The sequence below is a fragment of the Phormidium tenue FACHB-1050 genome, assembly GCF_014696925.1.
Taxonomy (GTDB): domain Bacteria; phylum Cyanobacteriota; class Cyanobacteriia; order Pseudanabaenales; family Pseudanabaenaceae; genus Pseudanabaena.
Genome location: NZ_JACJQY010000024.1, coordinates 44,557 through 67,335 on the forward strand (window position 1 = coordinate 44,557; position 22,779 = coordinate 67,335).

General features: G+C 43.0%; 16 protein-coding genes. 11 read left to right on the forward strand and 5 right to left on the reverse strand.

The window, feature by feature from the left end; genetic code table 11:
- Window positions 1–263: 263 nt before the first annotated feature.
- Window positions 264–1,217, forward strand: a complete 954-nt coding sequence (locus H6G05_RS14970; protein WP_242025529.1) for a DMT family transporter — start codon at window positions 264–266, stop codon at window positions 1,215–1,217.
- A 254-nt stretch (window positions 1,218–1,471) separates the two neighbouring features.
- Entirely contained in the window at window positions 1,472–2,815 is a 1,344-nt protein-coding gene (locus tag H6G05_RS14975) for a four-carbon acid sugar kinase family protein (protein ID WP_190578935.1), read from the forward strand.
- A 71-nt stretch (window positions 2,816–2,886) separates the two neighbouring features.
- On the opposite strand, the gene H6G05_RS14980 is transcribed toward H6G05_RS14975, so the two are convergent.
- The gene (locus H6G05_RS14980) at window positions 2,887–3,474 is read right to left on the reverse strand and encodes a pentapeptide repeat-containing protein (RefSeq protein ID WP_190578936.1); all 588 of its coding nucleotides are present in this window, start codon (window positions 3,472–3,474) and stop codon (window positions 2,887–2,889) included.
- A gap of 818 nt (window positions 3,475–4,292) precedes the next feature.
- Between H6G05_RS14980 and H6G05_RS14985 the strand changes: the two genes are divergently transcribed.
- The 5 genes from H6G05_RS14985 to H6G05_RS15005 all read left to right on the forward strand — a co-directional run bounded on the left by H6G05_RS14985 (window position 4,293) and on the right by H6G05_RS15005 (window position 10,336).
- Complete coding sequence (locus H6G05_RS14985) at window positions 4,293–4,712, forward strand: Npun_F0494 family protein (protein WP_190578937.1); 420 nt, start codon at window positions 4,293–4,295, stop codon at window positions 4,710–4,712.
- A 258-nt stretch (window positions 4,713–4,970) separates the two neighbouring features.
- Window positions 4,971–6,653 carry a hypothetical protein gene (locus tag H6G05_RS26120; RefSeq protein WP_190578938.1) on the forward strand — a complete coding sequence of 561 codons (1,683 nt, stop codon included), beginning with the start codon at window positions 4,971–4,973 and terminating at the stop codon, window positions 6,651–6,653.
- A 267-nt stretch (window positions 6,654–6,920) separates the two neighbouring features.
- Complete coding sequence (locus tag H6G05_RS14995; protein ID WP_190578939.1) at window positions 6,921–8,273, forward strand: PhoH family protein; 1,353 nt, start codon at window positions 6,921–6,923, stop codon at window positions 8,271–8,273.
- A 306-nt stretch (window positions 8,274–8,579) separates the two neighbouring features.
- Complete coding sequence (gene arsM, locus H6G05_RS15000) at window positions 8,580–9,548, forward strand: arsenosugar biosynthesis arsenite methyltransferase ArsM (protein ID WP_190578940.1); 969 nt, start codon at window positions 8,580–8,582, stop codon at window positions 9,546–9,548.
- Between the two features lie 77 nt (window positions 9,549–9,625).
- Window positions 9,626–10,336, forward strand: a complete 711-nt coding sequence (locus H6G05_RS15005) for a TVP38/TMEM64 family protein (protein ID WP_190578961.1) — start codon at window positions 9,626–9,628, stop codon at window positions 10,334–10,336.
- A 51-nt stretch (window positions 10,337–10,387) separates the two neighbouring features.
- Here H6G05_RS15005 and H6G05_RS15010 read toward each other — a convergent pair whose 3' ends face one another.
- Entirely contained in the window at window positions 10,388–12,853 is a 2,466-nt protein-coding gene (locus H6G05_RS15010) for a sensor domain-containing protein (protein ID WP_190578941.1), read from the reverse strand.
- Between the two features lie 197 nt (window positions 12,854–13,050).
- Complete coding sequence (locus H6G05_RS15015; RefSeq protein ID WP_190578942.1) at window positions 13,051–13,821, reverse strand: sirohydrochlorin chelatase; 771 nt, start codon at window positions 13,819–13,821, stop codon at window positions 13,051–13,053.
- Window positions 13,822–14,095: 274 nt separating this feature from the next.
- Here H6G05_RS15015 and hflX point away from each other — a divergent pair, with 274 nt between their 5' ends.
- From hflX to H6G05_RS15030, 3 genes are all read left to right on the forward strand, one after another.
- Window positions 14,096–15,703 carry a GTPase HflX gene (gene hflX, locus H6G05_RS15020; protein ID WP_242025532.1) on the forward strand — a complete coding sequence of 536 codons (1,608 nt, stop codon included), beginning with the start codon at window positions 14,096–14,098 and terminating at the stop codon, window positions 15,701–15,703.
- Window positions 15,704–15,828: 125 nt separating this feature from the next.
- Window positions 15,829–16,395, forward strand: a complete 567-nt coding sequence (gene def, locus H6G05_RS15025) for a peptide deformylase (protein WP_190578943.1) — start codon at window positions 15,829–15,831, stop codon at window positions 16,393–16,395.
- 59 nt (window positions 16,396–16,454) lie between these two features.
- Complete coding sequence (locus H6G05_RS15030) at window positions 16,455–16,814, forward strand: cupin domain-containing protein (protein ID WP_190578944.1); 360 nt, start codon at window positions 16,455–16,457, stop codon at window positions 16,812–16,814.
- A gap of 81 nt (window positions 16,815–16,895) precedes the next feature.
- Here H6G05_RS15030 and H6G05_RS15035 read toward each other — a convergent pair whose 3' ends face one another.
- On the reverse strand, window positions 16,896–18,950 hold the full coding sequence (locus H6G05_RS15035; protein WP_190578945.1) for an FAD-dependent oxidoreductase: 2,055 nt from the start codon (window positions 18,948–18,950) through the stop codon (window positions 16,896–16,898).
- Between the two features lie 439 nt (window positions 18,951–19,389).
- Here H6G05_RS15035 and H6G05_RS15040 point away from each other — a divergent pair, with 439 nt between their 5' ends.
- Window positions 19,390–21,621 (forward strand): PhoX family protein, encoded by a 2,232-nt coding sequence (locus H6G05_RS15040; RefSeq protein WP_190578946.1) that lies wholly within the window; start codon window positions 19,390–19,392, stop codon window positions 21,619–21,621.
- A gap of 182 nt (window positions 21,622–21,803) precedes the next feature.
- Here H6G05_RS15040 and msrP read toward each other — a convergent pair whose 3' ends face one another.
- Window positions 21,804–22,766, reverse strand: coding sequence for a protein-methionine-sulfoxide reductase catalytic subunit MsrP (msrP, locus tag H6G05_RS15045; RefSeq protein WP_190578947.1), 963 nt, complete (start codon window positions 22,764–22,766; stop codon window positions 21,804–21,806).
- Window positions 22,767–22,779 lie beyond the last annotated feature (13 nt).

The following is a 22,779-nucleotide window of genomic DNA, read 5'->3' on the forward strand; positions in this document are numbered from 1 at the left end:
CTTTTGATCTTTAGTAATGCAAGTTTTCCTTCAGACATAAAGCCCAGATATAGCTGTCGCCATTTGTAAACCCAAGACGTGAGTAGCGGCGCTTTGCGCCGCCACTCGCATCTTGGGTTTGTATCCTAACAAGACTGGCGACAGCTATAAATAGAGGCGGCAGAGGCGGCGGCGCTTTGCGCCGCCGCCTCTATTTATCTGGGTTTGGTTTTTAAAAACACAAAAGAGTGTAGCTATTTTGTGTTTTGGTATAGAAGTACAAAATGTCTGAGTCATATGACTCAGACTTTTTGTACTTTAGTATGACTGTTAAACTTCGAGGCACAATGACTAGTCCGCAAAATGAAGAAGTAAATATGGGACTTGTTTATGGGTTTCTTGGAGTAGTAATTTTTAGCGTCACTTTGCCTGCAACCCGTATTGCTCTAACTGCTTTCGATCCTGTATTTGTGGGGCTAGGTCGAGCGGTAATTGCCTCTGGCTTGTCATTGATTTTATTAATTGCCACTAAGCAGTCGATTCCATCTTGGCGGTTTCTCCCCAGCTTTGCTATGGTCGTAATTGGTGCTGTGATTGGCTTCCCGTTGTTATCTACGCTAGCAATGCGTGACGCTTCTGCATCCTATGGAGCCGTCATCATTGGTTTATTGCCCTTAGCAACGGCTCTGTTTGGAGTTTTGCGAGCAGGTGAACGACCGTCATTGATATTTTGGATTTGCGCGATCGCGGGTAGTAGTTTAGTAGTTGCTTTTGCGCTGATATCGGGAACGGGAAGTATGAGTTTTGCAGATTTGGCGCTACTAGGAGCAGTGGTCGCCGCGAGCTTGAGCTATACAGAGGGGACAATTTTGGCGCGTACTTTTGGTTCGTGGCAGGTGGTTTGTTGGGCTTTAGTACTGTCTTTTCCGATGATATTGCCGATTGTATTGCAACATCTGCCTTCTTCCTTCACAACTATTTCTAGCAATGCTTGGCTCAGCTTTTTGTATATCAGTTGTTTCAGTATGTTCTTAGGCTTTTTTGCTTGGTATCGAGGTTTGTTTTTGGGTGGGATCGCTCGAATTGGACAACTGCAACTTTTTCAGCCATTTCTGACAATTCTTGCCTCAGCGATATTGCTAGGAGAGCCAATGACTTTTACTACCTTGGGTTTTGCTTTCGGTGTATTAGTTTGTGTAGCTTTAGGTAGGAGTGCCCAATTTAAAGCTAATTCCTAGGAATAAGGGCTTCGCTGTAATATAAGGAACCGATTTTTGATGGCGTGGCTTTGCTGCGCCATCAAAAATCAAAAAACCATAAGTGGTGGCGCTTCGCGCCGCCACTTATGGTTTAAATTTTTGAAAGCAAGCCTGCGGCTTGCTTTCAAAAATCTGATTGTGAGGATTGCTATTTGTGATGCTGAAGATTGGCTATTTTTACATAAATCAAGATAAGCTTCTACAAACATTAGTTTGCATTTTATAGAAAAGCAATGGCAGCTACTTCTTCTCGACAGCCTAAAATTATTGTGCTTGATGACGATCCGACAGGCTCACAAACTGTACATAGCTGCCTATTGTTGACTAAGTGGGATACAGACACACTGCGGATTGGACTTGCCGATCCTTCGCCGATTATGTTTGTGTTGACGAATACCCGATCGCTTACGCCTGAAGATGCAACCAGTGTGACTCGTGAAGTTTGTCGCAATCTCAAACCTGCGATCGCCGCCGAAGGTATTCAAGAATTTATGATCGTTAGTCGCTCCGACTCGACGCTGCGTGGACATTATCCCGTCGAGACAGATGCGATCGCTGAGGAGTTAGGTGATTTTGACGCGCATTTCCTTGTGCCAGCTTTTTTTGAAGGGGGACGCTTTACCAAGTCGAGTGTGCATTATTTAGTCGTTAATGGCGTGCCAACCCCAGTCCATGAAACCGAATTTGCTAAGGATTCAGTTTTTGGCTATACCCACAGCTATTTGCCTGATTATGTCGAAGAAAAAACGAAAGGGAGAATCCTTGCTGAAAATGTACAGCGTTTTTTGTTAGGCGATATTCGGGCGGGCGTGCGTCAGCGCTTAGCAAGAATGCATGACAATCAATGTGGTGTGGTCGATGCCGAGAACCAAGCCGATCTCAATCAGTTTGCCTCTGATATTTTGGCAGTTGCTTCCACGGGCAAAAGATTTTTATTCCGTAGTGCGGCGAGTTTGCTGACTGCCCTTGCTAAGCTCCCACCCCAACCGATCGCGGCAGAGGACATGTCGAAATATATGCGATCGCACAAAGCAGGGGTCGCGATCGTTGGTTCTCACGTCAAAAAAACCACTGAGCAATTAGAACACCTACTCAAAGCACCTAATACTTGCCCCGTAGAGATCGATGTTTCTCGCCTCTTAAGTGATGCCGAAGCTCAATCAGCAATTCTTAAACAGGAAGCTCTAGCACAGGTGTATCAAGCCCACGGGCTAGGTCAAACCGCCGTAGTGTTTACCAGTCGTAAAGAACTGGAATTTGCGGACATCTCCACGCGCCTTGCCTTTGGGCAGGCTGTGTCAGCTCTATTAATGGCGATCGTGCAGGAATTACCCACAGATATTGGTTTTTTAATTAGTAAAGGTGGTATTACTTCCAACGATGTGTTAAGCACAGGTTTAAATTTGCCTACAGCTAGATTGCTAGGGCAAATTCTCGCTGGTTGCTCCGTCGTGCGTACCCCCGAAGATCATCCCCGTTTCCCCGATTTACCCGTAGTCCTATTCCCTGGTAATGTCGGCGATGCCAATGCTCTAGCAACTGTATATACAAGGCTAGCGATCGGTATCGAAGAATAAAGAGTTTTTTGTGGTGCGGCTTTGCTGCTCCGCAAACCATGGCTAACCATTTTTTATAAATTTCTCTAATCCTAGTAACTAGCGTTGTTTAGGGTTGTGCCATCTAGCAGGGCATATTCAAAGTTACTTTTGAGAAGATTGGCATTGTCTAGATTTGCCTCGGTCAGATTGGTATGTTTGAGATTGGCATAACTCAGATTACAGCCAAAGCAGTTTGCGCCTGTCAAATCTGCACCTTCTAGATTGGCAAATTCTAGGCTAGCATTGCTCAAATTTGCCCCTCGTAAATTGGCATTTTGGAGAATTGTACCTCTCAGAATTGCCCCACTCAAGTCTGCTCCCCCCAGATTTGCTCCTTTTAAATTAGCATTGCTCAAATCGGTATTAGTCAAATTTGTAAAACTAAGGGTCGATCGCTCTAGATTTGCGCCCCGCAGGTCAGACTCACTCAAGTCAGTTAGGTCAAGATCGGCATTTCGTAAATCTGAGCTAGTCAGATTGATAGCTGACAGCTTACAGCAAGACAATTTCAGCCCCGAAAAATTTTCTGAATCAAAATCTTTGCGCCCCAGCTCATACATTTTTTTGAGAGCCATTCCCATTGCAAGGGCATTAGTTGTAGGAGAGTGATGAAGGTTAGGGTTTTGAGTGGACATCATGACGATCGCTCTCTAGCTTAGACACGTAGCTGTTTGTAGCTATTGATTTAAATATAAGGCGATCGCCCTTGATTCTACTTCACCCTAATGGATTGCATAGGATGCTTGCTATTATCAAGAGACTTTCTAAAAATAAAGAAGGAACGCAAAGCGTCCCTTCTTTATTTTTAGGTTCGATATCTTAACAAGAATAGTAATCTCTGTAACGATGAAGTTTTTCAAAAAAGAAATTCAATTTAATTTAATTTTTTATAATAAACTCATGTTGTATTGCTTAAGGGATGAAGATCACAGATTATTTAGAATTAAGGTAGAATAATAGTGATCAGCAGGATTAAATATTGCTGATTCTCGCTTGTTATCGGCACTGGAGGAAATAATGTCTAAAGAACAAAAGGGCAATAAAGAGGCTAAAAAGCCCAAGAAAGATCCTTCTGAGAAAAAAGAGAAAAAAGACCCTAAAAGATACAATTAATTTCAACTTTACTCCGTAAAGAAACTAAGACTTTCTATAAAGCAAGATTGACTTAATTAGTTACAAATCCCTAACTGTAAAGTTATACCAATTCCTGAAAGTGTTGTCTCACTTTCAGGAATTAAAAAACAACCCCAGTCAGGGTTTTAAAAACACAAAATGGCTATGCTGTTTTGTGTTTTGCCATTTTGTGTTTTCGTATTACGTTCCTGCGAGGTAAAGCTTTAAAGTTGGGGATAATTCATTTTGGACAATTACTTACCCAAAGGTTAATGCTAGCGTTGGGTAGTACTGCTAGCATTAACTTTAAAGTATTAAACTAGACCAATGCTCAGAAAATGCCATGTCAACCGAAACTTTAAGTAAAAGTAACAACAAAGATATTACTGAATACGAGCCTCAAATATTGCAAAGAGCCGAAGTAGCGCTAAGATGTGCGCCCTTTACGACTAAGTTATTCGCGGATATGGCAACACAAGGCGTAAACCTGAGAGCGATCGCAGGTAATGAGGGCATCAAAAACCAATATTTGACTAGTTCCACAAATTTGATCATTACGGAAAATGCTTTACTATGGCTGATCCAAGTAGGCGTTCTGCGCCGCGAGGTGGATGGACAGGGTATTACTGATAGTTTTCGGCTGACCCCGATGGGACATTTGTTATTAAATAAATGGCGATCTCAACCAAGATTTCCGATCGCGAGTTTAGGCGATCGCCTGCAAAATTTCTGGGCACAGATTCAAATATCACGCTTTCTTTGAAATTTTTGTATAGTCATCCAAATTTTTAGAGAAGGACAGTGCTTCGCGCTGCCCTTCTCTATTTGATCAGACAACAAAGGCGAACCTAATGGTCGCCTTTGTTGTTGTAATGGAACAAAAAACTTAGTAGATCGTCTTTTCTAAGAGACTTCTTTGCCTAATATCGGGACACTATTGTGCGCCTAGCGTGCCATGCGTTACCAATCATAGGTTGACTCTAGCAAATCATGCAGTAAATCGAGCTAGGAACAAATAATAATGAACATTTTGCGTAAAAGTTTTCAGAAGACATCTCTATGTCTTCTCGCAGCAACTCTGACTACTGCTTCTTTTCTGAATACTATAGAAGCGATCGCGGCTCCATCTGTTCCTCAAATCGTCGCCCAAGCCCCACAAGGCTGGCAAACAGGTGTGCAGTTATTGCGCTTGCTTGACAACTCTGGCAACCTTTCAAGTATTGGCATTTTATTAGACATTGCCAATAAGCCTTCGACAACCTACGCGAATGCGGTATATCAACTTTATGTCAGACGTGCTGGAGAATGGCGCGAAGTTTATACCAACTCAGGTGCAAGACTACTTTCCAAAAATGCAGGACGACAATCCGCTTTTGTGGAAGTGATTCCTTTACGCCTGTTGAGCGAAAAAATTTCGCTTGACGATATCTATAATGGCGATCTTAAGGCAGTGACTAGCGTGCGCTACGATCAGTCCAATGGCTTAAAAGATGCCAGATTTGAGATCGAAGAAATCAGATCCTTTACTTCAATTATCACAGCTAGCGCTTCTGAGGTAAGTTCTGGACGTATTTCTTCGATATACATTAATACATCGAATAATTCCTCAAATAACTCATCGAACAATTCCTCGAATAACTCATCGAACAATTCCTCGAATAACTCATCAAACAACTCCTCAAACAATTCAGGACTTTCTGATCGCGATTTGGGAATTACAACTTCTTCTCAATCAACAAGTTCACAGTCTAGCCAAACCGTAGTTGTGCAAACTACCAATGTCCAGACTGGTAGCTCTGTTAAACCGATGAAGCCTATCGTTGTCTCTAGAAAAGATGACGATGACGACGACGATGATGATGATCGCCGCTCGAATCGTCAAGATCGCAAGGATCGTGATGACGATGAAGATGATGATTATGATGACGATCGCCGCTCAGATCGGAAGGATCGCAAGGAACGTGATGGCGTTGAGCTATCAAGAAAGAATCCTCATCGTGGGCATTTCAGTCTCGCTGTTTTGCAAAATCAGCCCCGTTTGTCTCAGGTGATTACACGTCTTTCGATCAGATCAAAGCGTTCTAATGGATTTCTCACAGAGCGATTCGTCGGTGATTATCGCTTTAATATTAATCAGCGTGCGACCTTTATCCGTGGTCTCAATCCAGGCGATCGCCTAATTGTGCGTTTATTCGATTTGAATAATCGTCCCCTAGGCTATAGCGAAGTGCAATTGCTCAAAGACTTCTCAGCTATCAGCTTGATTTTACCCAGCGATCCATCCGCCTATGGAACGTTAAGAACTGTATGTGGTATTGATTCTAAGCGTGTTGGTAAGATCGATAAGAATGTCAAAGTCTATGACTACTTCACTCAAATCCAATCGACCAATGTTCTCAATCAAACAGTTGCTCGTTTTCTGACAACATCGCAAGGTATCCCCATTGGGTTGTTTAATGTTGCTGGGCTACCTCAAGCAACTAATCAATTCACCTATACCAACGCTTTTTCCAAGGGGACTTACTCGCTAATTAATCGCACGATTAATATGTTCACTCAGGATATGCCTCCTGTGATGCAAGTGTTACCAGGGCAGTTAGCTTCTATCATTCCGATTACTAACTCGCAGTCTACATTTGATGTAGTTCGCAAGATTCTAGATTACAAAGATTTGCGTCCAAACGGTATTTCTACCTTGTTTTAACTAAAAAAGGGGCGCGAAGCGCCCCTTTTTTAGTTTTATAGCTGTCGCTTTACGCATAAAGCCAAAATAAAAAAAGCTGCGCTTCGCGCAGCTTTTTTTATTTTGGCTTTATGTTTTGGTGTTAAGCATTGTAGCGATCGCTACACAAAATCAACATAATCGCCTTGAAAGTGTCAAGATTAAATTTTAAGGATAGACAGTGCTTTGCGCGGTAAGAAAGCCCTTTAAAATCCTGCCCTCTTTAGCACTACCTAAAAATTTAATAATATGAAAAAGATTTTTGTGCTGGACACCAATGTATTGCTATACGATCCCACAGCCATGAGACGCTTTGAGGATAATGAGGTCGTCTTACCCATGACCATTATTGAAGAACTCGATCGCTTTAAAAAGCAACCTGAGATGATCGGACGCAATGCGCGACAAGTTTCGCGAGACTTAGACGAATTACGAAGTCAGGGGAATATCATCCAAGGGATTGAGTTGGAAAGTGGGGGATTGCTGCGAGTAGCACTGTGCGATCGCGAAACGTTAAAAACTCTGCCCATTGAACTAGAAGGCGATCGCAATGACAATGCCATTCTCGCAGTCGCACTCGAACTTAAACGTGGTTGTCAATGTCGGGTGGTCATGGTCAGCAAAGACACCAATCTACGGATCAAAGCTGATGCCCTAGGACTGGAAGCTCAAGATTATGAGACGAATAAGGTTGATGTTTCTGAACTTTATACAGGTATTACAGAAGTAATCGTCGATGCAGAAAAGATCGATCTGCTTTTTAAGAATGGCGCGATTTCTATTGATGGTGAACTTTGCCCAAATCAAGCGGTGATGCTGATCGATCAGTTCAATCCTTCCCATACGGCTTTAGCGATCGCCAGTAGTAGCAACCAAGACTCCACAAAACTAGTCGCCATCAATAAGCTCGTCAATTCAGGGGTTGTGGGAATCAATGCACGCAATCGCGAACAAAAATTTGCCCTCGATCTTTTGCTGAATGATGCTATTCCCCTAGTTACCCTCGTTGGCAAAGCTGGCACTGGCAAAACTTTGTTAGCGATCGCGGTGGGATTGCATAAGGTTGCCGATGAGCGCGTATATACTAGGCTGCTAATTTCACGCCCCGTAATCCCTATGGGTAAAGACATTGGCTTTCTGCCTGGGGATATTAAGGAAAAACTTACACCTTGGATGCAACCCATTTACGATAATTTCGATCTGATTTTTGGCTCTCAATCCCCCAAAGATCCAAAAGAAAAGCGGAGTATGCATTCACATACTCGGCGAGGACATGAGGACTTAATGGAACGAGGTTTACTTCAGATTGAACCGCTTACCTACATTCGAGGTCGGACTATTCCTCAACAATTTCTGATTGTGGATGAAGCTCAAAACCTTACTCCCCATGAGGTGAAAACTATTCTTACCCGCGCTGGTGAAGGTACAAAAGTGATTCTAACTGGTGATCCAGAACAAATTGATAATCCCTACATTGATGCAGCAAGTAATGGCTTAACCTATGTGGTAGAAAGGTTTAAAAATGACCCATTGGCTGGACATATTACTCTCAGTAAGGGGGAACGCTCGAAGCTAGCAGAACGTTCTACGGAACTCCTCTAAATTCCAAAAATGAGAGTGGGTGCGAAGCACCCACTCTCATTTTTGGAATTTTCTTTAGTGGCAGATGTGACTTGTGAAAAAGCTAAACTACAGTAGTGGCAATTCATGAATTGCCACTACTGTAAAATAAGAGTTTTAAGTAACTAGGCATAAGTAAACTAAAAACCTAGAAAGCTGTCCCGCCCGCGCAGCGGGCGGGACAGCTTCTGGTTTTAGGTTTTAATTATGGTGAGCTACTTAAGGCATTTTTGCGTAAGTCCTAAATTTATTTCCAATGCCCCAATCAATATCCTTGTGTAAATCTTCATGAGCTATCTCGAAACTACCGCCGAATTTTATACGGAAGCAGCAAAAACACCACAGGTTGGGCTGTGCTGCATTAGTACGCCACCACTGCAATTCCCTAATCTCAAAATACCTAAAATCATTGAGCAGATGAACTATGGCTGTGGAACAACCATCCATCCTACAGAATTACGTGGTAGTCCAACGGTTTTGTATATTGGGGTTGGCGGTGGTTTAGAAGCTCTGCAATTTGCTTACTTCTGTCGTCGTAAAGGTAGCGTTATTGCCGTTGATCCAGTAGCCGCCATGCGTGAAGTTGCTAGTCATAATTTGAAATTAGCGGCTCAAGAGAATGATTGGTTTGATCCTGAATTTGTGAACATTTTAGAAGGAGATGCCTTTGCATTGCCTGTTCCTGATGCTTCGGTTGATGTAGTTGCTCAGAATTGTCTATTTAATATTTTTGAGCCTCAAGACTTACAAAGAGCTTTAAAAGAAGTCTATCGAGTTCTCAAACCTAAAGGCAGATTGATTATGAGTGATCCGATCGCTACTCGTCCTATTCCTGCAAATCTACAAGCGGATGAGCGACTACGTGCTATGTGCCTATCAGGAGCCATGACCTATGACGAGTATATTCATTACCTAATTGCCGCAGGATTTGGACAAATAGAAGTCCGCGCCCGTCGTCCCTATCGCTTGCTGGATACCCATAGCTTTGATTTGGATACGCCGCTGATGTTAGAGAGTTTAGATTCTGTATCATTCAAGGTTCCCATTCCCAGTGATGGAGCTTGTGTATTTACAGGCAAAACCGCTGTTTATAGTGGGCTGGAGTCATCTCTAGATGATCAAGCAGGGCATGTTTTGCAGCGTGGTAATCCGACATCCGTATGTGATAAAACTGCGGCAAAACTTGCTGATAAGTTTCCGCAAGATGTGCTGATCACAGATTCTACTTGGCACTATAACGGTGGTGGATGTTGCTGATGTATAAGAATCCCCCCACCCCTAGCCCCTCTCCCACTAGGAGAAGTGAACAACAGTTTTATATATCTTCTTACTTAATGCGCTTACTTTTTGGAGCGATCGCCTTTTTAGCAATCAATGCCATCCTAGTTAATCCTGCCTTTGCTCAAGAAACAGCCCCGATCACCAGTTTCAATCCTCAAGAACTACTTCGCTCATCCTTGAAATGGGTGGAAAGCTTAGGTTACATCGGTGGGCTTGCTTTTATGCTCATCTATATTGTTGCGACCGTCGCCTTTATCCCAGGTTCCATCTTGACCTTAGGTGCAGGTGTGGTATTTGGTGTTGTCCTAGGTTCTCTCTATGTATTCATCGGTGCAACCTTAGGGGCGATCGCTGCTTTTTTAGTTGGGCGGTATTTAGCCCGTGATTGGGTTGGTAAAAAGATTGAAGGTAATCAAAACTTTGCAGCGATCGATCAGGCTGTTACACATGCAGGATTCAAAATTGTTCTGTTAACGAGACTGTCACCAATATTTCCATTTAATTTACTTAATTATGCTTTTGGAATTACTGGAGTTACGCTCAAAGACTATGCAATGGCTTCCGTTGGCATGTTTCCTGGGACAGTGATGTATGTCTATATTGGTTCTCTAGCTGGAGATATTGCCCGTATCGGTAGCGAGAGTCAACCCACAGATGCCACTATTCAATGGGTCATTCGGATTGTTGGTTTTATAGCTACAGTTGCTGTAACGCTATATATTACAAGCATTGCCCGTAAGGCGATCGCCGAAATTAGCAATTAGCAAATCCCAAGAGTGAGGGCGGCGTGAAGCGCCGCCCTCACTCTTGGAGATCTATTTTAATTGTGCTTGCAGTAATAAAGTCGCTTCATGGGCAGGCACAGGGCGGCTAAATAGATAACCCTGCACTGCGTCACAATTATGCGATCGCAAAAATTCCAATTGCTCTTTCCGCTCTACACCTTCAGCGATCGCTGTAAGATTGAGATTATGAGCCATCGCAATAATTGCTGATGTAATGGCGGCATCATCCTTATTTTGAGGAGTTTCGCGAATAAAGCTAGCATCAATTTTGACCTTACTTACAGGCAAGAGTCTTAAATAACTCAACGAAGAATAACCAGTTCCAAAATCATCAATCGATACACTCATGCCCCTTGTCTGTAACTGTTTCAGCATCGCAATTGTTGTATTTTGGTCTTGCATCACCAAGCTTTCAGTAATTTCCAATTCTAAATATTGTGGGTCTAAATCGGTTTCCACAAGAATTTGCATAATGCGATCGCAAAGATCGACAACTTGAAACTGTTTTGCAGAGAAATTTACAGCCATCCGAATCGGAGGTAAGCCTTCTCTTTGCCATAACCGATTTTGGGTACAAGCTGTTCTCAATATCCATTCACCCAAGCGCACAATCAACCCATGCTCCTCGGCTGCTGGAATAAATTGATTAGGTGGAACCCATCCTAATTCAGGATGTAGCCAACGTGCTAACGCCTCCATACAGTCAATCTCGCCTGTAACTAGATTAATTTGCGGCTGATAGAACACCTGAAACTCTGAGCGATCTAGAGCTTGGCGAATCCCATTCTCGATCGCTACATATTCTTTCACTTTTGCGCCGATCGCATGGTTGTAGAGTTGATAATGGTTACGACCACGTTCTTTGGCGCGAAACATTGCGGTATCAGCATTTTTCATCAAAGTCTCTTCATCCATACCATCATTGGGATAAAGACTAATACCGATACTCGTACCAATATAAAGAGCCATCTCTTCAACAAAGAAAGGACTTTCAAAGGATTGTAAAATTAGTTGAGCAAATTGTTGAATTGATTCTACACTCTGCAATTCAGGCACAAAGATCATAAATTCATCTCCACCCATCCTTGCTAAAAAGGTATTTTCAATCATGCACTCACTCAACCTTTTAGCAACTTCAATTAGGAGGCGATCGCCTGCGGCATGTCCCATGGTGTCGTTTACTAGCTTAAAGCGATCTAAATCCAAAAATAGCACCGCTAGTAATGGTGGGATTGCTTTGATTTCAGCGAAGTCATGGTGATCGAGATAGATTTGGAGTTGTACTGATGCATTGACTAAAGCCGTTGACAGGCGATCTCGAAACAGCACACGATTCGGTAAATCTGTTAAAGAATCATGAAAAGCAAGATGTTCAATTTCAGCTTTAGCCCGTTTACCCGCTGTAATATCTTCAACTGTTCCCTCAAAATAAAGAATATGACCAGCTATATCGTAAATTGCATGAACATTTTCCGAAGTCCAAATGATGGAGCCATCTTTTCGATAAACTTCAGATTCAAAGAATTTAACTTCCTCTTGTGCTTCTAAAAGTTTGATTAATTCCCAACGACACTGGGGATCGACATACAATTGCTCTTTGATATCAGTAAGATTAGCAATCAAATCTTCAGGAGAATCATATCCATAAATTTTGGCGAGCATCGGATTTGACATCAAGAACTTACCATCAACGGTTGATTGAAAAATTCCTTCAATCGCATTCTCAAAAATACTGCGATACTTAGCTTCAGCGCGTTTCAGAGCTTCTTCAGCCTGCATTTTTTTGGTGATATCATTGATCAAAATCAGTTCGCACTTATGATTTTGATAGTCAAGGGTATGGGCTGAAACTTCTACAAAGATCTGTGTGCCATCTTTTTTGCGATGTCTCCATACTTCAGGTACGCTAAATCCTAGGGATACTTTGGAGAGAGCCTCCAAAAGCATTGGAATATCTTCGGCAGGACGAATATCCTGTAAGGTCATTGATAGAAATTCTTCTTCGCTATAGCCATAATGATTTATGGCAGCCTGATTCACTGCCAAAAACTTTAGTGTTGCGAGATCATAAATCCACATCGGATTAGGGTTGTTCTCAAATAGATAGCGAGTTCGGCTCTCAAAATCTTGCTTGTTTTTCGCTGTCTGTTCCCAATCAGTAATATCTTCAAATCGATTCACAAAGTGAGGTTCCTTTGAGCCTCCAACATCAAGATCAGTACTTTGAAGCACTTGAACAATTTGTCCATCTTCGCGAATATAACGCACATTGATATAACAATGATCGATTTCTCCTGACAGTAATCTCTCTTTGAGAAAATAATACGCAGACAAGTCATCGGGATGGCAAATCTGCTGATACTTGAGTTGGCAGACTTGCTCAGCGCTGTATCCTAACAAATCACAAAAAGATACGCTAATCCCCCGAATTTGATCATCTAGAGTTGTTTCAAAAATACCAACTGTACTATTTTCAATGCATTTAGCTATTCGCATTAAGTTTTTAAGACGCTCTTGTTTAAGAATGTCTTGATATATGGGATTAAGATTGTGATATCTTTCAGCCAACTTTTTTTACCTTGTCGGTCTTATGGAAATTACAGCGCTGAGGTACTTAGAACTTTTGGGCAGGTCAAAATGTAAAACACATGATGATTTAGCTCTAAATCTTATAACAATCTGTCGAACATCAGCTAAATGAGTTTTAATGCTAAATCTACAATCTGCTCATTCGATAATGGTACAGGTAACTGCTGAATCTGGGTGCGATCGCGATAGAGTTCTAGCTTATTGGCGATCGCTTCAGTAATTCCACCTTCAGTCAAAAAATATGGCAACACATTAATTTTATGAAAGCCCTGTGCTAATAAATTCTCAATCTGCGTTTCTATTTTTGGCTCCACTCCCCAATAAGCGGCGATCGCCTGACTCTGGGTTGCCAAGTCCTCAACTACCTGATTTGCCCCAAACCGACGACTGCCATGCGCCATGAGAATGCGCCCCTGTTTTTCTAAGCCGCTTTCGTCGCTATATTTCTCAAAGTGCTGTAATAGTAGACTCGGAATCTGCTTATCTGTACCTACGTGAGCCATAAGCCGAAATATCGACCGATCTGAGGATTTATCAGGAAATTTTTCTGCTAATTTATCTGTTAACTTACTTTCCGCGATCGCTATTTGTTCAGGAATATCTTCGCTGACATGAACTCCTTCTAGCAAAAACAGAGGCAAAATCACAATTTCAGAAACCCCATCTGGGATCACCTCCGTCGCAAATTGTTCTAATTGCTGGGATAAACTAAGTTCCTGACCTTCTAGACAACCACCGCTAATATAGCGATTATCATAATCATCGCCATATTTATTTTTTCGCGATCGCGCTACGGCTACAAAATTTTGCAAAGCTAACCATGAACGGCGATCGCTACTGCCGTGGGTTACTAAAAAAAGCGCTGTAGCGTTCATAGTTCTGACTCAGTATAATTGTGATAGCTATCTTAGAACCCCTTTAAGAATTATCTAGATCCCCCCCAGCCCCCCTTAAAAAGGGGGGAGAATTTAAATTCTTCCCCCTTTTTAAGGGGGGGTGAGGGGGATCTCTTAGAGCTTTTGACCGCAATAAGTGATTCTCAATTGGTTTTATAGGCAGTTATCACAATTATACTGAGTAACGCATATCGAAACTATTTACGGAAAAACCCAAGGACTGAAGGCGCATCAATTAAAGCAATTAGATCGATTGTATCGATCGCGATTGCCTCAAGATAGCCTCACCACGCCTGAATTAGCTCAACGTCTTGCCGCAGTTAGTGCTGAGCTAAAGGAATCTATCTGCATATATATCAATAGGCGCGGACAGGTGATCCGCGTGGCGATCGGGACACCTAATCAAACTAAAATCCCACCCCTTGAATTGCCTCGCTATGGTAGCGATCGCCTCAGTGGATTGCGCTGTATTTGTGCAAGTCCTGATGCTCTGCCGCCTAACCCCACTGACTTAACGGCGATGTTGATGCAGCGTCTTGATGCCTTGATAATCTTGCCAGTTAATCCCAAAGGCTATGCTGAGCGGGGATATTTGGCGCATTTATTACCAGCTACTGATACAGAACTGCCTGAACAGCAGAATGCTTGGCGGGTATCAACGCCGATGACCATCGAGGCACTATCCAAGCAAGATTTCTTGGAATTAGTAGAAGGGCTAGAAGAAGAATTTAGCCGCAACTTTGCAGGTCGAGCCACTGATGATGATCGTGATCGCGTAGTGCTAGTCGGGCTAATGCATCAAAAAGAAAAGTCAGACTCAATGCCCTTTACGATGATTGAACTTGGTCAACTTGTAGAAAGCGCAGGCGGTAAAGTGCTAGATGCACTCTGGCAAAAACGCGAACGTCCCCATCCTCAGACCGTTCTCGGTGAAGGCAAAGTATTAGAACTCGCGATCGCTGCCCAAACTAAAGGTGCAAATTTGGTCGTATTTGATCGCGAACTCACGGCTTCCCAAACCCGCAATATTGAAAGAATGATCGGCTTACGAGTTAGCGATCGCACTGAAGTAATTCTCGATATTTTTGCTCAACGTGCCCAGTCATCGGAAGGGAAGCTACAAGTTGAGCTAGCTCAGCTAGAATATCGATTACCGCGCTTAGCTGGGCATGGTCAAGCTCTATCTAGACTCGGCGGCGGTATCGGTACACGCGGCCCAGGTGAAACCAAATTAGAAACCGATCGCCGTGTAATTCAAAAGCGCATCACCTTCCTTCAGCAGCAAGTTAATCATCTGCAAGCACAGCGATCGCGCATTCGCCAAAAACGAGTTGATCAAGAAGTCCCCACCGTCGCGATCGTTGGCTATACTAATGCGGGCAAATCAACTTTGCTGAATGCGATGACTAAAGCCGAGGTCTATGCTGCTGACAAGTTGTTTGCAACCCTCGACCCCACCACTCGCCGCCTCACGCTTACGGGTGAGGATGATCAAATGCATACGGTTCTACTTACCGACACCGTAGGATTCATTCATGAACTTCCTAAATCGCTGGTTGATGCCTTTCGTGCCACACTTGAGGAAGTCTCAGAAGCCGATGTACTAGTACATTTAGTCGATGCTTCTCATTCTGCTTGGGAAGATCAGCTTAAATCGGTGGATAAAATCCTCAAAGATATGCCGATCGCCGTTGGTCCAATCCTGTTGGTTTTCAATAAAATCGATGCTGTTGAAGATCCCAAGGCAATCTTAGAGAAATATCCTGAGGCGATCGCTATATCTGCGCTTAAACGCCAAGGCTTTGAGCAGATGAGTAAGTCTTTGCTCAAACTCATCGAATATGCGATCGGTAAACTATAAAATTTAGATGGTGCTTTGCACCATCTAAATTTTGAGTGCAGATCTTTGTAATTGCCGAACAAGCGATGCAATATGCCAAAATATAGGGAGTTAACTACAAGCTTAGATTTACAAGCTGATCGGCAATGTCTGCAATTTCCATAAAAGTCCCCAAACAAAAGCTCAAAAATCCACCACTGCAAGTCCATACCCTAGGCGATCGCGTATTACGTCAGCCAGCTAAGCGCATTAGCAAAGTCAACGACGAGATTCGTCAGACTATTGTGGAGATGCTCCAGACCATGTATAGCAACGATGGCATCGGTCTTGCTGCGCCACAGGTGGGGATTAACAAACAATTACTTGTCATTGATATTGAACTTAAGGACGAGAGTAAGCCACCTTTAGTAATGATCAATCCTGAAGTAAAGTCTTCGGGTGGTGATCTAATTACTGGTGAAGAAGGCTGTTTGAGCATTCCTGAAGTATTTCTTGATGTCGTACGTCCTGATCGCGTTGAAGTCTCTTATCGTGATGAAGATGGTAGACCGAAGCATCTTATTGCCGATGGATTGCTAGCCAGAGTGATTCAGCATGAAATGGATCACTTGAATGGGGTCTTATTTGTCGATCGCGTTAAGAATCCGATAGCCCTCAACAAAGAATTAAGCGCCCACGGCTTTGCGCCTAAGGATGTCCAAGCGATCAAGTAATTCTAGAGCGGCTCAAAGTACCGCTCTATTGCTCAGAAAATTTATTTAAGATTGTTTCAATGTTGATCCAAAAATTGCTGGATTGTCCAGAGTTCATCGCTGGCGATTCGACCATATTGCGCGAATTATTGCATCCTGACAAACAGGCGATTAACCTGCGTTATAGTCTTGCCCATGCCATTTTGCCAGTGGGCGAGACTTCGCAGCCACATTCACTGACAACTTCTGAGGTGTATTACATTCTCAGTGGCAGAGGAGAAATGCACATTGATGAAGAGATTCGTGAGATCGAATCTGGCGATGCAGTATATATTCCACCAGATGCAAAACAATTTCTCAAGAATATCGGTGATGAGCCAATTGTATTTATTTGTATCGTTGATCCTGCTTGGCGGAAAGAAGACGAAACCATTTATTAAAAACAGCCATGCAAAGCATGGCTGTTTTTGCCAGTCTTTTTAAGACGAGAGGCGGCGCTTCGCGCCGCCTCTCGTCTTTTGTTACCAAATTTTCCAATCACTCCAATTGAGATTAAAAATAGAAGTGTCTGGGAAAGCGATCGCATTATTATTTTTTACTAGCATCTGTTGTAATTGCGAAAGCTTTGGACTCACTCGCGGTAAATCTTCAACTAATTGATAGGGAAGTAGTCCTTCAGCTAGTGCAAAGGATGCAGTCGTTGCAGCAGCGGCTCCCACTGACCACTCGTAGGAATGGACACGATAACCTGCGGCAACGATATAACTAAAGGCGATATTCTTACCAGATACGATCAGATTATCGACTTTTTGAGGAATTAGCGATCGCAAAGGAATTTGTCCTGGGAACGCTGGTCCATGACCGTTACGAACTCCTGCTCTTTCAGTATTGCCAGCTTTTTCGACGGGATATTCGCTCAGGCAAGGATGGAAATCTAAATAATATTGAGCAATACCGATCGCATCAGGATAAATCGTAGAACGAGTGCGGCGAGGAATCTTTTGAGGCTCAGTATTATTTCTAATAGCACTGGCTGACTCTACACCTGCTAGAGCTTTCCATAAACTGCGATAGGTTTGCTCAGAGAGATTTTGGCGATAGGTTTCGGTACTAAAATCTACTTGTGATACATCGATTTCAGACATGCTGAAGCCTTCAGAATAGCCATAGGATGGACGACCGATAATTCTGCGAGACTCGCGAATGTAGGGATATTTGGACAGTCCATGCGAAGTTCCCATTGGCGAATCAAAGCCAGTCAGCAAACGGTGATTAGGGAAAGGCTTTTTCCAATCAGTTTTTTGCTGTGAGTCGGTTGTGCCTGCTACTAGCCAATAGTAGAAGCCAAGTGCAATTTCTTCACCACTTTTGAGGGTTTCCGTTCTTAAACCTCCCATCCATCCATTTGGCTCTAATTGCCCTAATTTTTGCAACTGCTCACGCGAATAAATGAGATTGTCTTTGTCAGTTCCCGGACGATAATCATTACCCCAAACCCAGTTCTGCATGGAGATATCCCCTGCTTTCATAGGCGAAACCCCAAAGGCATTCTTTTTCGGATTTTCAGTAGCGGCGCTCCAGATGCGTCGATAGGTAAAAATAGTGTCAAAGTTAGCCAGATTGGGCTTAGGGTCAGAGCCGTAATAGGGTAAGTAGCGATCGTAAAAACTGGGCTTTTGCTGTGGTTGAGCCTCAGCAGTTTGCTCCATGGCAAAGGTGTAGGTAAAGCCTTGTGTGCAGTATGGATCATTCTCGGTGACGGGCGATGATGGATTGAGATGCGATCGCGGATCGAGACCCAAACGATAGGGAACATCGGCTAAAGCAATAATTTCCCCTGTTTCCGTCGAATCAATCACAAACCAATCAGTAGGACGCTTTTCATTACTGGCAAGCGGAATGAACCGAATAATTTGTTTGTTTAATCGTGATGAATTTTCGTAGCGATAAGCATCTTCAATGATTGATGAAAGTGGCTCAGTATTTAGCGGTGGTGTATTGGGTGCGGGACTATGTTGTATTGCGATCGCGCCATCAATCAGTTTTCCGTCAGTACTCATTTCCAGCTTTTTAATTACTGTATTCGGAAACCATTTCAATTTACCATTGCCCTTTTGCGCCGCTTCCTGCAACATTCCCACTAATATTTGCTGAGCAGTATTGGGAATGAAACAAGACACACTTACCCAACAATCTCCCGCGTTCAATTTGCCATAGTTCTGCTCAATCCTCTTGCGAAATTCTGTGTAACCTTGAGGGAAAAACCAGAGATTGCGCTGTTTTTTTGCTTCATCTAAAGCCGATGTACCTTGAGCAGTTATCTGTCCACCGACCCAATCCGTAATCTCGGTCATGCAAACAGTACGACCTGCGAGTAATCCTTCGTAGGCAGTAGCTGTTCCTGCAACGCCACCACCCACAATCAGAATTTCACATTCTTCGCTACGATTTGGGGCTTTAGGAATAGAGGACTGGGCGATCGCCTGATCAGTAAATACTGTCGCTAAAGAGACTGAGCCAATCGCAAAGATAAAGATCCGAACTGTAGAAGCGAGATTTTGCAATGATTTTGACATGTGTTTTTTTTGTTCACTAATATCAGCAGAAATTAGTATTGAGCATACCAGTTACCCTTGGCATTATTAATGACTAGAGTCAGACAGAAAAGAATTAATAATCCTGTAATTAGATAGACAAAAATAGAGAGAATCGCAAAACTAAACATAATTAACCTACCCTACAACAAATTTGTAGACTGAGCGAAGTTTCGAGCCACTCAATCCCGCTGGTATAGCTTTAGTCACTTGCAACAAATCAAAGCCCAAAAAGCGAGTGGCGGCGATTCGTGCCACCACTCGCTTTTTGGACAGGGAACCAATTTTTGATGGCGCGGCGAAGCCGCGCCATCAAAAATTGGTTCCCCGTCCATAGTTTTACCTTGCCTTAAACTCATGACGCTAAAGTTAGAACTATCGTCAATCCTCACGAATCTAACTTTAGAAAATTATTAAAAACATGACCATTAAACGCAGAGACTTCCTAACTTTTATCGGTGGAATTGGCGGAGCAATGCTATTGGACGTAGGATCTCGCGATCGCTTAGACTCCAAATTTTCGATGCCTTTTATGGAATCTGAAGGAAACAGTGAATCTCTAGCCGCAACATATTCACTGTTAAACTTTAAACCAATTAAAGGACCAATGCCATTGGTAACGGATGCGATCGCTCCATCAAAACAGAGCCGATTTTATAGAACTTTTGAAGTAAAGGACGATCTAGTTTTACCTGAAGGATTTGTCTATGATGTCATTGCCGCATGGGGCGACCCAGTGGGAGACTCGCGTTTTGGCTATAACAATGATTATTTATCTCTTATTGAAACAAGCGCGAATGAAGGATATCTAACTGTCAATTTTGAATACATTAGTAGTATTCCTTGGGAGCAATCCTATGCAAAGGTTATTGGCAAAAAATTACCATTTGATGAAGTTGACTCAGCCCTTAAAGCTCTTGGTACTAAGGATATTGATGCATGGTCTTTACCAGTAAGCGATCCTCTCAAAGCCAAAATTGAGCTGATCTCCAAAGAAGCACTGATTGATTTGGGAATTGGTGTAATTTCTGTACGTCGAACCTCTGAAGGTAAATGGGTGCGGACAAATTCCAAAGCCGATCGCCGCATTACTGGCATCTCAGGTTTAGAAGATGGTCGCTATCTCAAGACTACAGGGGCTGCTGTCACAATTTTTCGGAAAAAGAATGGTTTAGGCTATACGGATAAAATCGGCGATCGCATTATTGGGACATTTAACAATTGTGCGGGTGGTACAACCCCTTGGGGAACTGTATTTAGCGCCGAAGAGAATTTTCAAGATTTTGTACCAGAACCAGTAATGCCTGATGGAACTTCCCTCGATCCGAGTAATAAAAAATTCATTAAAGACAGTGGTGATCTCAATGGTGTCGCCAATGTGTTGGGCTTAGCAGGGAACAAATACGGCTGGATGGTAGAGATTGACCCTGCTAATCCTGAGGATTATGGCACAAAACACACTTGGCTAGGACGCTATCGCCATGAAGCGGTAGGCATTCGCGCCGAGGCTGGCAAGCCTCTAGTATTTTATTCGGGTTGCGATCGCCGTGGTGGACACCTTTACAAATTTGTTAGCAAAGGGCTTGTCACCGATCCTAAAGACAAGGGTAATTCTCAACTTTTGGAATCAGGAATGCTCTATGCAGCTAAGTTTAATGCTGATGGTTCAGGTAGTTGGATTGCCCTAGAACCTTCTACCCCAATCAATCCCCATAGATTAGATGTCCTTGCTGGGAAAATGTTGCCTCTTCCCCAAAGACCCGCAGGTGGGATTTTCCGAGCAACTAAAGAAGAGGAGATTTCGGAATTTAAATCCAAGTTTAAAACTTTGGGTGATTTGTATGTAGGTAGCGATCGCGAAAAGCAAGGCGCAATTTTGATCGACGCTCACTATGCGGCTAATGCTATTGGTGCAACCTGTGCCGCACGCCCAGAAGACACTAAAGTAGCCACCGATGGTTCTTTATTTATTGCTTTTACTTCAGGTGCTGCTAGTGATAGCGATGGTAGTCCAGATTTGAGAATCTTTAAAGGTGCTGATGGTCAAGCTTATGAATATGGTTGGATCATGCGTTTAAATGAGCAGGAAAATCAACCCAATGCAATGAACTTCCAATGGTCAATGATTGCTACAGGTGGCGAACCTGCGGAGGGAGGTCTAGGTTTTGCCAATCCAGATAACTTAGCGATTGATCGCAGTGGACATCTCTGGATGGTTACCGACATGTCATCTGACAAGTATAACCTCGCGATTCCTAGTCGCAAGGAAAAATTTGGAAAATCTGTCAGTCAATCAGACTTGCGTGGACTTTACGGTAACAGTTCTATCTGGTTTTTGCCAACATCTGGCGCTGATATTGGGAAGGCTTTTCTATTTGGATTTGGTCCAATTGAATGTGAAACCACTGGGCCATTTTTCTCCAGCGATCAGCAGACCTTATTCTTATCAGTGCAGCACCCTGGGGAAATTAGAGGTACTCGCAAAGATATGGCTTCTGAATCTCGTCAGTTTGCGATGCGAACCACAGATGGCAGAGAGTTTATGCAAACTCGTAAAGTTCCCATCGGCTCTAACTGGCCATCCCTCAAGCCTAATGATGCACCAAAACCAGCAGTAGTTGCCATTCGCAAAATTAGCAATAGCTCGATCTAACACCAAAGCAGAAAACGACTACGCCGTTTTCTGCTTTTATGGCTATATTCACCTGTATGAGGACAAATCAAAAACCAAATAGTGTGAGGCGGCGCGAAGCGCCGCCTCACACTATTTGGTTTTTGATTTGTCCTAACAAGCATGGCGATAGCTATAAAACTAACGTGCATAGACGTGAACCCTTAATACAAATTAGAAACATAAGATGCATAGCCGTTATACATTTGTGTAGCATAGCGATCGCCTGTGCCTAGCATTTTCTCACTAGCCTGCGACCATCGAGGATGGGAAATATTGGGATTGACATTGGCAAGAAAATCATATTCTTGGGGAATACGTATATTCCAAAATGTAGCTGGTTGGAGATCGCTAAATTCAATATTTACTATCGACTTAATGCTTTTATAGCCATATTTCCAAGGCAAAACTAATCGAATCGGTGCGCCATGTTGTTTGGGTAACTCATGTCCATAGATGCCCACAGCCATAAAAGCAAGCTCATTCATCGCTTCCTTAATTGTTAACCCTTCGGTATAGGGCCAAGGCTCGCTCTGCAAAATTTGTCTTCTTGCCTGCTCTGGGCGAAAGAAAGTTGTAAATTTAACATGGGTTGCATTAGACTTTGGCTCCACTAATTCAATTAATCGCTTGAGAGGGAACCCAGTCCAAGGAACTGCCATCGCCCACGCTTCTACACAACGATGGCGATATAGTCGTTCTTCGATAGGCATTTTGGCAATCAAATCCTCGATCGCAAATTTTTGGGGATTTGCGACTAAGCCTGATACTTCCACAGTCCAAGGATGTGGTTGAAACTTCCCAACTTTCTCCCATACATCTTTATCTCCACTAAATTCATAAAAATTAGTGTAAACAGCAGCACTATATTCATCGGTAATTGGGCGATCAAGGGTAAAAGCAAGATTGCGGGAAGTGGTAATTGCTTTTAGGCGATCGTCTAGTAGTTTTTGTTTGACAATGGCTTTTTTTTCTTCGAGGGTTTGACAGCCAGCTAATAATCCCATAATGCTCAGGCTACCTAATCCAGCTTTCTTCATAAATCTCCGCCGATTTAGATAAACTGATTCTGAGGTTGCTTGACTTTCAGGCAGAAACCAATCTGGAAGAATCTTGATCAAAGTCATAAGAACATTCAAC